At 50.2% G+C, this 12,814-nt stretch carries 12 protein-coding genes; 11 read left to right on the top strand and 1 reads right to left on the bottom strand.

The genetic code is table 11. The annotated features are described in order from the left end of the window. Window positions 1-33 precede the first annotated feature (33 nt). The 5 genes from gatC (at window position 34) to GIW82_RS13550 (ending at window position 4,936) form a co-directional block, all read left to right on the top strand. Window positions 34-324, top strand: coding sequence for an Asp-tRNA(Asn)/Glu-tRNA(Gln) amidotransferase subunit GatC (gene gatC / locus GIW82_RS13530; RefSeq protein ID WP_154750486.1), 291 nt, complete (start codon window positions 34-36; stop codon window positions 322-324). Between the two features lie 17 nt (window positions 325-341). Next, window positions 342-1,811 carry an Asp-tRNA(Asn)/Glu-tRNA(Gln) amidotransferase subunit GatA gene (gene gatA / locus GIW82_RS13535; protein ID WP_154750487.1) on the top strand — a complete coding sequence of 490 codons (1,470 nt, stop codon included), beginning with the start codon at window positions 342-344 and terminating at the stop codon, window positions 1,809-1,811. Next, window positions 1,808-3,238: an Asp-tRNA(Asn)/Glu-tRNA(Gln) amidotransferase subunit GatB gene (gene gatB / locus GIW82_RS13540; RefSeq protein ID WP_154750488.1), complete on the top strand. Its 1,431-nt coding sequence runs from the start codon at window positions 1,808-1,810 to the stop codon at window positions 3,236-3,238. The genes gatA and gatB overlap by 4 nt, the downstream gene beginning before the upstream one ends. 114 nt (window positions 3,239-3,352) lie before the next feature. Further along, window positions 3,353-3,913 (top strand): thioredoxin family protein, encoded by a 561-nt coding sequence (locus GIW82_RS13545; protein ID WP_154750489.1) that lies wholly within the window; start codon window positions 3,353-3,355, stop codon window positions 3,911-3,913. A gap of 111 nt (window positions 3,914-4,024) precedes the next feature. Further along, a complete protein-coding gene (locus tag GIW82_RS13550; protein ID WP_154750490.1) occupies window positions 4,025-4,936 on the top strand; it encodes a diacylglycerol kinase in 912 nt (303 codons plus the stop codon). Window positions 4,937-5,028: 92 nt separating this feature from the next. Here the strand turns inward: GIW82_RS13550 and GIW82_RS13555 are convergent, their stop codons facing one another. After that, the gene (locus tag GIW82_RS13555; RefSeq protein ID WP_154750491.1) at window positions 5,029-5,457 is read right to left on the bottom strand and encodes an NUDIX hydrolase; all 429 of its coding nucleotides are present in this window, start codon (window positions 5,455-5,457) and stop codon (window positions 5,029-5,031) included. A 197-nt stretch (window positions 5,458-5,654) separates the two neighbouring features. Here GIW82_RS13555 and GIW82_RS13560 point away from each other — a divergent pair, with 197 nt between their 5' ends. The 6 genes from GIW82_RS13560 (at window position 5,655) to GIW82_RS13580 (ending at window position 12,784) form a co-directional block, all read left to right on the top strand. Continuing rightward, a complete protein-coding gene (locus GIW82_RS13560) occupies window positions 5,655-7,004 on the top strand; it encodes a cytochrome ubiquinol oxidase subunit I (protein ID WP_154750492.1) in 1,350 nt (449 codons plus the stop codon). Further along, complete coding sequence (locus GIW82_RS13565; RefSeq protein WP_154750493.1) at window positions 7,001-8,029, top strand: cytochrome d ubiquinol oxidase subunit II; 1,029 nt, start codon at window positions 7,001-7,003, stop codon at window positions 8,027-8,029. The genes GIW82_RS13560 and GIW82_RS13565 overlap by 4 nt, the downstream gene beginning before the upstream one ends. Window positions 8,030-8,043: 14 nt before the next feature. Next, window positions 8,044-8,148, top strand: a complete 105-nt coding sequence (cydS, locus tag GIW82_RS15080; protein WP_483313323.1) for a cytochrome bd oxidase small subunit CydS family protein — start codon at window positions 8,044-8,046, stop codon at window positions 8,146-8,148. Window positions 8,149-9,445: 1,297 nt separating this feature from the next. Next, the gene (gene rlmD, locus GIW82_RS13570; RefSeq protein WP_370456244.1) at window positions 9,446-10,810 is read left to right on the top strand and encodes a 23S rRNA (uracil(1939)-C(5))-methyltransferase RlmD; all 1,365 of its coding nucleotides are present in this window, start codon (window positions 9,446-9,448) and stop codon (window positions 10,808-10,810) included. A 279-nt stretch (window positions 10,811-11,089) separates the two neighbouring features. Beyond that, on the top strand, window positions 11,090-12,115 hold the full coding sequence (locus GIW82_RS13575) for a serine hydrolase domain-containing protein (RefSeq protein WP_154750494.1): 1,026 nt from the start codon (window positions 11,090-11,092) through the stop codon (window positions 12,113-12,115). Between the two features lie 231 nt (window positions 12,116-12,346). Further along, window positions 12,347-12,784, top strand: a complete 438-nt coding sequence (locus GIW82_RS13580; protein WP_154750495.1) for a hypothetical protein — start codon at window positions 12,347-12,349, stop codon at window positions 12,782-12,784. Window positions 12,785-12,814: the final 30 nt, after the last annotated feature.

Raw genomic sequence — 12,814 nt, forward strand, 5'->3', positions numbered from 1 at the left:
CGTATGTTTATTGAATTCGGAGGTGTAAGACAGATGGCGAAAATGACAAAAGAAGAAGTGATCGAAGTGGCGCATCTCGCACGCTTAGCAATCACGGACGAGGAAGCGGAACATTTTGCGGAACAGTTGGAAGCGATCACGAACTCGATGGAGAAGTTAAGCGCGCTGGACACGGATAACGTGAAACCGACCACGCACGTCCTGCAGATGGCGAACGTCCTGCGCGAAGACAAAGCGGAGGCAGGTTTGCCGATCGAAGAAGTGTTGAAAAACGTAAAGGAACATGAAGGTGGCCAAGTGAAAGTGCCGACCATTCTGGAATAGGAAGTGGAGGGAACAAGATGAAATTTGCAGAGAAGACAGCTGCACAATTGCAGGAGCTGTTACATAACGGAGAAGCATCCATTTCGGACATCGTGGAAGAAGCGTTCAGCCGCATCGAAGCGCTGGACTCGGATGTCAATGCATTCCTTGCACTGAACAAGGAGCAGGCGATGAAACAAGCGGCAGAAATGGCGGACACGCCGGCTGATGCACGCGGACCGCTTTACGGCTTGCCGATCGGGGTCAAAGATAACATCGTCACAGAAGGAATCGAGACGACAGCATCAAGCTTGATGCTGAAAGGCTTCAATCCGATCTATAATGCGACGGTCGTGCAGAAACTGCGCGAAGCGGGCATGATCATCGTCGGGAAATTGAACATGGATGAGTTCGCGATGGGTTCATCGAGTGAAACTTCCTACTACAAGAAGACGAAAAACCCGTGGAATCTCGAGACGGTTCCTGGCGGTTCTTCGGGTGGTTCGGCAGCTGCTGTTGCAGCAGGCGAAGTGCCGTTTTCACTTGGTACGGATACAGGCGGTTCGATCCGCCAGCCGGCAGCATTCTGTGGCGTCGTCGGCATGAAGCCAACATATGGACGTGTATCACGCTCAGGGTTGATCGCATTCGCGTCATCACTTGATCAGATCGGACCGATCACACGCAATGTCAAAGACAACGCGCTTCTGCTCGGTGCGATTGCAGGACACGATGAGAAAGACTCGACATCGGCTGAAGTGGCAGTTCCTGACTTCGCTGCCGCTTTGACGGGCGATATCAAAGGGTTGAAAATCGGTGTGCCAAAAGAATACTTCGCAGAAGGCGTCGGCGAAGCTGCAAAAACAGCTGTCTACGAAGCACTGAAAGTATTGGAAGCGAAAGGCGCAACGTGGGAAGAAATGTCCTTGCCGCACTCGGAATATGCACTGGCGACGTATTATTTGCTGGCATCTTCTGAAGCATCTTCCAACTTGTCACGCTTTGACGGGATCCGCTACGGCTACCGCACGGAAAAGCAGGGCAACTTGCTTGATTTCTATATGAATACGCGTTCTGAAGGGTTCGGCGATGAAGTGAAACGCCGCATCATGCTCGGGACTTATGCACTTAGCTCAGGTTATTACGATGCATACTACAAAAAAGCGCAAAAAGTGCGTACGCTCATCAAGCAGGACTTTGACGAAGCATTCGAAAAATACGACGTCATCATCTCGCCGACAACGCCGACACCGGCTTTCAAAATCGGTGAACAGACGGACGATCCGCTGACGATGTATGCGAACGATATTTTGACGATTCCAGTCAACCTGGCGGGTGTTCCTGCTATTTCGGTTCCTTGTGGATTCGAAGGCGGGTTGCCACTCGGCTTGCAGATTATCGGGAAACATTTTGATGAAGCGACGGTTTACAACGTTGCATATGCATTCGAGCAGGAAACGGATTTCAATAGCCAGAAGCCGGCTATCTGGGAAGGAGCAGCGAAATGAACTTTGAAACAGTAATCGGACTTGAAGTCCACGTTGAACTAAAAACAGATTCCAAAATGTTCTCGCCGTCTCCTGTCCACTTCGGCGCAGAACCGAATACGAACACGAACGTCATCGACCTTGGGTACCCGGGCGTCTTGCCGGTCGTCAACAAACGCGCTGTCGATTTCGGCATGAGAGCGGCAATGGCACTGAACTGTGAAATTGCACGCGAAACGAAATTCGACCGCAAAAACTACTTCTATCCGGACAACCCGAAAGCTTACCAGATCTCACAATTCGATCAGCCGATCGGCGAGAATGGCTGGTTGGAAATCGAAGTGAACGGCGAGAAGAAACGCATCGGCATCACACGTCTTCACCTAGAGGAAGATGCAGGGAAATTGACGCACACAAGCGATGGCTATTCGCTCGTCGACTACAACCGTCAAGGAACTCCGTTGATCGAAATCGTCTCGGAGCCGGATATCCGTACTGCTGACGAAGCTTACGCGTACTTGGAGAAAATCAAAGCGATCATCCAGTACACAGGCGTTTCTGATGTACGGATGGAAGAAGGGTCACTTCGCTGTGATGCGAACATCTCCTTACGTCCATACGGTCGTGACGAATTCGGTACGAAGACTGAACTGAAAAACTTGAACTCGTTCAACTTCGTACGCAGAGGCATCGAACACGAACAAGTTCGCCAAGAGCAAGTATTGCTTGCAGGTGGGGAAATCGTGCAAGAAACGCGCCGCTATGACGAAGCGACAGGTAAGACTGTCCTGATGCGCGTCAAGGAAGGTTCAGATGATTACCGTTACTTCCCTGAGCCGGATCTTGTCGATATCCATATCGACGATGCTTGGATGGAACGCGTACGCGCGGAAATCCCTGAGTTGCCGGATGCACGGAAAGCACGTTACGTATCAGAGCTTGGACTATCTTCGTATGATGCGATGGTTCTTACACTTGCGAAGCCGATCTCGGACTTCTTTGAAGCGACAGCCACGGCTGGAGCGGATGCGAAGCTTGCGTCCAACTGGCTGATGGGTGAAGTGTCTGCCCATTTGAACGCCGAACAGAAAGAATTGAGCGATACCGCATTGACGGCGGAAGGTCTTGCAGGCATGATCCAATTGATTTCCGACGGCACGATTTCTTCGAAAATCGCAAAGAAAGTATTCAAAGAGCTGATTGAAAAAGGCGGCGATGCGAAAGAAATCGTCAAAGCGAAAGGCATGGTTCAAATTTCGGACGAAGGCGTCTTGCGTGAATTCGTGACGACAGCGCTGGATGCGAACCCGCAATCGATCGAAGACTTCAAGAACGGCAAAGACCGCGCAATCGGTTTCCTTGTGGGACAAATCATGAAAGCTTCGAGAGGACAGGCGAACCCGCCGTTGCTCAATAAAATCCTTTTGGAAGAAATCGCAAAACGATAAGTGTGGAGGTGGCCCTTTTATAGGGTCATCTTTTTTTATGGAGACGCTTGGAGAACTAAAATGTTTGAAGCAGAGCGGAATGAAAGGTAAACTTAAGAAAAGGAGTGTTGCATGATGGCCACGGAACAAGAGTATTTTGATGGGGCGATCCGCCTGGATACGTATATGGCACAGATGGAGTCGAATCAGGAGAAATCTTACGGAGTTTACGAAAAGTTCGAACTGCCGGAAGATCCGGAGTTTATCGAGCTGCTGAAAGAGAAGCACCCGAATATTTTGGTGATCACAGAAGACTGGTGCGGAGATGCGATGATGAACAACGCAGTGTTGCGTAAAATCGCTGAAGCGGCTGAACTTGAAGTCCACTGCGTCTACCGTGATGAGAACCTGGAGCTGATGGATCAATACTTGACCAACGGCGGCCGTTCGATTCCGAAGTATATCTTCCTGTCAGCGGACGGAGAAGTGCTTGGAGACTGGGGCCCGCGTGCAGCTGTGGTCCAGCAATTCGTAGAGGAGAAGCGTTCAGTGCTTCCGGGCAGAGACGATCCGCAGTTCGACTTGCACCAAAAGACGGTGATTGGCGAAATTACGGACGGCTTCGTTTCAAGGGAAGATTTTTGGTTAGCAGTATACGATGAGCTGAAACAAAAACTGACAGAAGTCCTGTCTTAATCCATTCAATAGAAAAAGCCGGCAATGTCCGGTTTTTTTCTTGTGTGAAGGAACCTTTCCAGGAAATAGTTGTCTAATGTAGTTAGTATGAGTGAGAAAGGCTGAAAACGAATGAAACGTGCAAGAATCATTTATAATCCGACTTCAGGCCGGGAGTTATTCCGCAAACATTTGCCTGAAGTGCTAGAGCAAATGGAAATAGCGGGCTATGAAACGTCGTGTCACGCAACGACATGTGAAGGAAATGCGATCGAGGCTGCCAAAGAGGCGGTCGAGAGAGAGTTCGACTTGATTGTTGCGGTCGGAGGAGACGGCACATTGAACGAAGTGATATCAGGTGTGGCGGAATTCGATGTCCGGCCGAAGATCGGGTTGATCCCGATGGGGACGACGAATGATTTCGCGCGCGCGGTCCATATTCCACGGGATATCAAGAAAGCGGTCGAGATCATCATTCAAGGTGAATCCATTCCTGTGGATATCGGACGCATGAACGACCGGTATTTCATCAATATCGCAGGCGGAGGCCGCTTGACGGAATTGACGTATGAAGTGCCGAGCAAACTGAAGACCGTACTCGGCCAGATGGCGTATTACTTGAAAGGCATCGAGATGCTTCCGTCGATCCGTTCCTCCAATGTCCGGATCGAATACGACGGTGAAGTGTTCGAAGACAAAGCGATGATGTTCTTGATCGGCTTGACGAATTCGGTCGGTGGTTTCGAGAAGCTGGCGCCTGATGCAAGTTTGAACGACGGGAAATTCACGGTGCTGATTTTGAAGGAACTGAACATCGCGGAATTCATCCGCGTGGCAACGCTCGCACTCAGAGGCGAGCACCTGTCAGATCCGCATGTCATCTATGCAAAAGCGAGCCATGTGAAAGTGACGTCCGAAGAGCGGGTGCTCCTCAACTTGGACGGGGAATACGGCGGCTTGCTGCCTGCTGAGTTCGAAAACCTGTACCGCCACATCGACCTACTCGTTCCGATCGATTCAATCAGCGAATTGGATAAAGTATAAAATGAAGACGCCTTTCCCGGATAATGGGAAGGCTTTTTTTAATGGAAAAAACTGCCTCGAAATCACATTTCGGGGCAGTTGAATTTCATGAATTATAGGAGTTCGACCGCATTATCCTGCTCAGCTGCAAGTGGCGGGAGTTCGTCGATGCGTTCCCAGCGGAATTGAAGCGTCAAGCCGTTGTCGCGGCCATTACTCTCAATGGTATGTTCCCAATGCGAGCGGGGCTCACCGACATAGTCGAAATGGAAAATGTTGCGTTCGTATACTTTATCCTTATGTGTCGGATAATAATTGTACTTCTGCACTTTTCCGACGAACTGCAGTTCATCTTTGGCCAGTCCAGTCTCTTCCTGTACTTCGCGGTAAAGGGCATCGATGAGAAGTTCACCTTCTACAATGGATCCGCCCGGCACTTGCACGCCGACTTCGGGTTCCCCTTTGTATTCGAATACGAGCAATTCGCGCTGTTCCTCAGGACCTCTTGTGATGTAAGCAAATACTTTGCGACTTGTTTCCATGACGTCTCACCTTTTCTTTTATTTTATCTATGATAGCTGAAATTTCGGAAGATTTCAAGCCTTCAGATCCGGACTGTCACATGTTCTTCACTGTTCGGAGAAGAATCGGACACTTCCTCAAGTTTTTAAATACCCGAAAAGAGGTACAATAATCATTAAGAGGGAAATTTTTTTGAGATTCAGGAGGAGGCAAAGAAATGGGATTATGGGAAGACACGGCCTTTTTGAGCCGCGTATTGACATTATTGACTTTGTCGTTTCACATCCTGTATGCAACGGTCGGAGTGGGTGTCCCGCTGCTGATCATGATCGCGCATTGGATGGGGATCAAAAAGAACGATGACCATTACATTTTGCTGGCCCGCAGATGGGCACGCGGATTCGTCATCACGGTAGCGGTCGGTGTTGTTACGGGTACTGCCATCGGACTGCAATTATCTTTATTATGGCCGAACTTCATGCAATTGGCAGGGAACGTCATTGCCTTGCCGTTGTTTATGGAAGTATTCGCCTTTTTCTTCGAGGCGATCTTCCTCGGAATCTATTTATATACATGGGACCGCTTTGCAGACCAGCGGAAGCACTTATTGCTGCTGATTCCAGTGGCGGTTGGAGCGGCCTTGTCTTCGGTGTTCATCACGATTGTCAACTCGTTCATGAACGCACCGCAAGGATTTGAAGTGCTGAACGGGGAACTGGTCAACATCTCGCCACTCCTGGCGATGTTCTCGCCGGCAGTGCCGACGAAAGTGGCACACGTCATGACCACTGCGTTCATGACAAGCGCTTTCGTGCTTGCATCGATCGCGGCGCTTCGCATGCTGCAAGGCTCGAAGCATGAGTACCATAAGAAAGCATTATTCCTGACCATGAAAATCGGACTTGTCTTCGCCATCGCAACAGCACTTGTCGGAGACTTGGCAGGGAAATACTTGGCGGAATACCAGCCGGAGAAATTGGCTGCTGCCGAATGGCATTTTGAAACGAGCAGCGAGGCGGAACTGATCCTGTTCGGGGTCCTTGACGGGGAAGAGCCGAAATATGCCATTCACATCCCATATGCACTGTCGATTTTGGCAGGGGGGCTTCCAAGCTCTGAAGTCATCGGGCTGAACGAATTCCCGGAAGATGAACGGCCGCCGCTTTGGATTCATTACTTGTTCGATACGATGGTCATGATCGGCATGTGGCTGGCATTCTTCTCGCTCGTCTTCGTTGTCGGGGCGTACCGGAAGTGGAAATTCATCCAAGCGAAATGGATGAGCTGGCTCGTCCTTGCAAGCGGACCACTTGCCTTAATCGCCATCGAAGCCGGCTGGTGGTTCACGGAAGTCGGACGGCAGCCGTGGATTCTGAGAGGCTACATGACCGTATCGGAAGGTGCGACAGGAAGCGATCAAGTCGGTTTGATGCTGATCCTGTTCACCGGCCTGTATGTCATCCTCGGCATCGGAACCGTCGTCGTTTTGACACGCATGTACCGGAGAAATCCGGTCGAGAAAGAATTGGCGCTGCGTGAAGAACAGAAGGAGGCTGAAGTGGAATGACACTTGAAATCATCGGGATCGCCGTTCTTTGGCTCTTCCTTTACTTCTATGTAATCGTCGCGTCAATCGACTTCGGCGCAGGATTCTTCAACGCCTATAGCGCCTTCACGAACAAGCAGCACTTGCTGACAAACGTCATCCAGCGCTATTTATCGCCGGTGTGGGAAGTGACGAACGTGTTCTTCGTCTTCTTCTTCGTCGGGATTGTCGGGTTCTTCCCACAGAGCGCGTTCTACTACGGAACGACGCTGCTCGTGCCTGCGAGCATCGCTTTAATCCTGCTTGCAATCCGCGGCTCGTATTATGCTTTCGCCACGTATGGCGCGAAGATCAACCACCGCGGCTATATTTATATGTACGGCTTGTCGGGGCTGTTGTTGCCGGCTGCCTTGTCGCCTGTTCTTGCCATCTCGGAAGGCGGATTCATGCAGCTGGAGAACGGCGAGCCATACTTGGATTACTGGGCATTATTCACGAGTCCGCTCATGTGGAGTATCGTCGTGCTGGCAATCGCGGCTGTCCTCTATATCTCGGCTGTGTTCCTTACGTGGTATGCGAATAAAGCCGGGGATGTGAAAGCGACTGATCTCCTGCGCAGATACGCGCTGATCTGGGCGTTGCCGACAATCATCACTGCGACGGGCATCATTTATGAACTGCGCGGCCATAACTTTGCGCATTATGAACGGCTGCTCGACTTCTGGTGGATGTTCGCGCTTTCTGCCTTGATGTTCATCGGGACTGTTTTCCTCTTGTGGAAGCGCCGGAACTATGGCACAGCGTTCATCTTGCTGGCCGGCCAGTTCTTCACCGCGTTTTTCGCCTACGGGATTTCGCATTACCCGTACTTGCTGTATCCGTATTTGACGATCTACGACAGCTTCACGAATGAATCGATGGCCATTGCATTGATCATCGCGTTCATTGCAGGTCTCGGCCTATTGCTCCCATCGTTGTATCTGTTATTCCGTTTGTTCTTGTTCGATAAGGATTATGTCAAAGGAAAATCGGATTACCACGTGTAAAGGAGGAAATGAGGATGCATGAATTTTTGATATTTTACGCACCGTTCCTGGTACTGATCGCGTCAATCGTTTTCGGTTTCTGGTTTGCGCTGAAGGATGGACCGGCGGACGATAAGTAAGAGTGGCACACGGCAGGAGTTTTCTGCCGTGTGTTTTTTTATTTGGTGTTTTGCGAGGTGGGAGTAGGTGTCGGATGGAAAATCGCTTGCGGCTTAAGGACATGGCTCCCGCGATAAGCCATGTCCAGGCCAGCCCCTTCGCTGGTGAGTGGGAGAAGTTGGAGTGAGTGATCATCAGTATTTCTTTCTAATATTGGGGTCGAGATAAATGTCTGGGCGGCTGACTGCGTAGGCCGCTGTGGTCCTGATTTTGATAGTGGAAGAGTGAAGATTGGGCGTTTCTTGAGAATTCGCTTCGTCGCTTCGGACAGGGCTCCCGGAAGAAACCAAGCTGAAGGGCGCTTGTCTTCTTCCTCCGCCCAGTCCAAACCAGCCACTCCACTGAGTATTTTGGGAGAAGTATTGGAGAGATAGAATTTTCATCTCATTCTATTGCTGGTGTTGTGACAAATGTTTGGGCGGCTGACTGCGTAGGCCGCTGTGGTTCTGATTTTGAAGGGGTAAAAGTGAGTGGGAGAGAGCAATTTTTATCGAGTTACTACTTTTTCGGTGTGAGTTACTACTTGAGTCACTCGAGTTATTACTTGAACAGCGTGAGTTACTACTTCGGCACCGCGAGTTATTACTTGGCATCGAATCGAGCAGGAAAATGGGCGAGATACGACTTGTCGGCAGTGAGATACGATTTCAAGCTCGTGAGTTACGACTTTGCCAGCTTGAGGTACGATATGCATCATCGACTCGCTCATTTTCAAGAGTGAAAAAACTGAGTCGCGATTAGAATTTGATGAGTCGCGACTGCAAGTGCCTGAGTCGCGATTAAATTCTGCGAGTCGCGACTAAATCCAGAATTATCATGAATACTGAGCTCACCTCCTACTATCTGACTCTTTCTGATCGAATGCGACGATGACTGCTATGCTTGGATCATCCAAATTCACAACATTCTATATATCTCCAGTAATCGAACGAGCTGATCCGGAATGGAAGAGCGAGCAAAGCATTGTCCGAACTCCCTTCGGCCAATACTTCATTGGAGGGGTAAAGCTAAGACGAGACCCCGCAGGTTGCGCAAGCGACCGAGGAGGCTCGGCTCAGCGCCTCTAACGTGTCGAAGCTTTGGAATGCAGGTTAGCCGGTTTCCTGCTAAGTCAATCTCCCACTTCACACAAACTCTGGAATGCAGTTTAGCCAGGCTTTGATTTAAACTATTTACTCACACAGCATTCGAACATCCGACTGTAGCTGGCCTTGCAACCGTGGTATAATAATCCGAGTTGAAACGGAGTGAGTGAAAGTGAAAACGTTGAAGAAGAATGAGCGGCTGCTTGTCCATGTGGAAGATTTGACGCATGAAGGCGCAGGCGTTGCAAAAATAGATGGCTACCCTCTTTTTATCCACGGTGCATTGCCGGGAGAGGAAGTCGAGATCCATGTGTTGAAGACTTTGAAGAATTACGGCTTTGCGAAGCTGATTGAGATTAAACAAGCATCTCCTTATCGCGTCGCGGCACCGTGTCCGGTGTTCGAGACGTGCGGCGGATGCCAGATGCAGCACTTGTCGTATGAAGGACAGCTGGCATTCAAGCAGAAACTTGTGCGTGATGCAGTGACGCGCATCGGCAAGTTGCCGGATGTGCCGGTCCACCCGGTGAAGGGGATGGACAATCCGTGGCGCTACCGGAACAAGTCACAGATTCCGTTCGGCACGGAAGATGGGCGGACCGTCGCGGGCTTTTATGCGACGCGTTCCCACCATATCGTAGACACTGACATTTGCATGATCCAGACACCGGAAGCGGATGCGATCATGGCCGCTTTGAAAACAAGGCTGCAAGAACTCGGCATCAAGCCGTATGAAGAAGAGACGCACCAAGGTATGCTGCGGCACCTTGTTGTCCGGAAAGGCCGCGCGACCGGTGAAGTGATGGTCGTGCTTGTGACGAAGAAACGGAAATTCCCGCAGGTCGAAGCGGCAATCGAGTTGATCCGTACGATCGTCCCGGAAGCGGTGTCGATCATCCAGAACGTCAACCCTGAGAAGACAAATGTGATTTTCGGAAGCGAAACGCTGACGCTCTGGGGCAAAGACATCATCGAAGACCGCATCGGCGACGTGCGTTTCGAGATTTCCGCCCGTTCGTTCTACCAGATCAATCCGGAACAGACGGAAGTGCTGTACAAACAGGCGCTCGATTACGCCGACCTGTCGGGAGACGAAACGGTCATCGATGCGTATTGCGGCATCGGGACGATTTCGCTGTTCCTTGCCCAGAAAGCGAAGCTCGTCATGGGCGTGGAAATCGTTCCGCAGGCAATCGAAGACGCCAAGCGCAACGCGGAGCTCAACGGCTTCACGAACACGCTGTTCGAAGCCGGTCCGGCTGAACAGGTCATTCCGCGCTGGTTCAAAGAGGGCAAAGTCGCGGACGTCCTTGTCGTGGATCCGCCACGCAAAGGCTGCGACCCGCAGCTGCTCGGGACAATCCTCGGCCAGAAGCCGAAGCGCGTCGTCTACGTCTCGTGCAACCCGGCGACTCTTGCGCGAGACCTGCGCATCCTGGAAGACGGCGGCTACCGCACGCGTGAAGTCCAGCCGGTCGACATGTTCCCGCAGACAACTCATGTCGAGGCCGTCGCCGTTCTGGAGCTGGCAAAATAAATCATTTTGAAGCAAAACGCATTTTAAGAATGATACACCCAGCAATAAGCCGGAGAACATTTTCCGTGCTTGTTGCCGGGTGTATTTTTTTGCAGCACTTATACATCTGCATGCCTTTAATCATTTTTTCATTATTGAAAAAACTGATTTTGAATGCTATGCTCAAAAAAGCAAAGGGGGAGTGCTTCATGTTCTATTACCAAATGTGAAGAGGCTAACTGAGTGTGTTTCTGAAGATGAATAAAATCTTTGAAAAAACACATTCAGGAGGAATTTAAAATGAACAAACAGATGAATTGGAACAGCGTAGCGGAAAAACAGCAGGAAATTCAATTTTCGGGGAGCATTTACGTGCGCGAGGGTGATAAGACACTAATGTCTGAGAGCTTCGGCTATGCAAACCGTTCCGAGAAAATAATAAATCAGCCAAGCACCCGATTTTCGATTGCATCCGGCAGTAAGATATTCACTTCCATTGCCATTTGCCAATTGGTGGAGGAGGGGGCGCTTGCGTTTGATACGAAACTCAGTGATTGCCTGGATACGGCGTTCCCTCATTTCGATGAGAAGATCACGATTCATCATTTACTGACACATACATCCGGTGTTCCGGATTATTTCGACGAAGATGAGATGGACGATTACGAAATGCTTTGGGAAAACCTGCCGATGTACCGGATGCGCAGCGCAAAAGACTTTTTGCCGATGTTCCGGCATGAAGAAATGCAGGACAAAGCCGGCAGCGCTTTCGAATACAATAATGCGGGTTATATTCTTCTGGGACTTGTGATCGAACAGATCAGCGGGCTCTGCTTCACTGACTATATCGAAGAAAAGGTATTCAAGACAGCCGGTATGATGGGTTCGGGGTACTTTTCAATGGATGAACTTCCAGGGGACGTGGCGACCGGTTATATGGAAAAGCCTGACGGTGGATGGAAATCGAATATTTATTCCCTGCCTGTAAAAGGCGGTCCCGACGGAGGAGCCTATGTTACGGCAGCTGATATGGGAAGCTTTTGGGGAGCGTTGATGAGCGGCCGGCTGCTGTCGGAAGGAATGGCTCGCCTGTTGCTGGCTCCACGGGAAAACGTTACGGAAGATATCTTTTATGGTTACGGCGGGTATATGGAATCGGACGGGGAGGACGTCGTGAAATATATTCAAATGGGATATGATCCCGGCGTGAATTACCGTTCCGTGCATTACCCGGACCGGGACCTCACCATCGTCGTTTGCTCAAACCATTCAGAAGGCGCCTATGAGATGCTCAAGGAACTGGAAAGTTTAACAATGGATAAATAAGATGTGAAGAAGGGCCGATTCTGTGATTGGCCCTTCTTTTCCTTTGCTCAAAGTGATTTTTAAAAAGCAGAAACGGACGGACCCCAGTCATCGCACATCGCGACGGCTGGGGGTCCGTTTTTGCTTTTCCAACGTTGCAACAATGTAACGTTAATCAAACCTAAAGCGATATGTGGAATCCCGCGGGCTTGCTAAACTGAAAACAGGAAAACAAACGAGGAGGAAATCAAAATGAAAAAAACAGAAGCAAAAAAAATCGTATTGGCAATCGCGGGCGCACTCGCTTTGGGGACAGGGGCTTTCTTCGGCTATGAATATGTGACGGAACCGAAAATCGTGGATGCGGTCATTTCAACGGATATCGATGCGGAAGGCAAGCCGGTCGATATCGCGGAAGTGGTTGCGCCGGGAGACACGGTCTATGTGTCGGGTGAAAGAAACCGTTTCTGGATCAACGAAGCGGAAGTCGTTTGGTATAAAGGGGAAATCGAAACGAAAAACAGGATCCAGGTTGAAGAAGGAGTGCCTGTCAGTGACGCCGGCTATTTCACTTCCGAGCTGAACGTTCCGGAAGGCCTTGAAGAAGGGCAATACGGTGCGACGATTTATGTGGACGGGAAAAAAATCATCGAAACGAAAATCGAATTCGAAGTCGAAGGACAGAATTGATGCGCCGGAACGGGCAGGGCAATCCGGATA

The sequence above is a fragment of the Planomicrobium sp. YIM 101495 genome, assembly GCF_009707665.1.
Lineage (GTDB): Bacteria > Bacillota > Bacilli > Bacillales_A > Planococcaceae > Planococcus.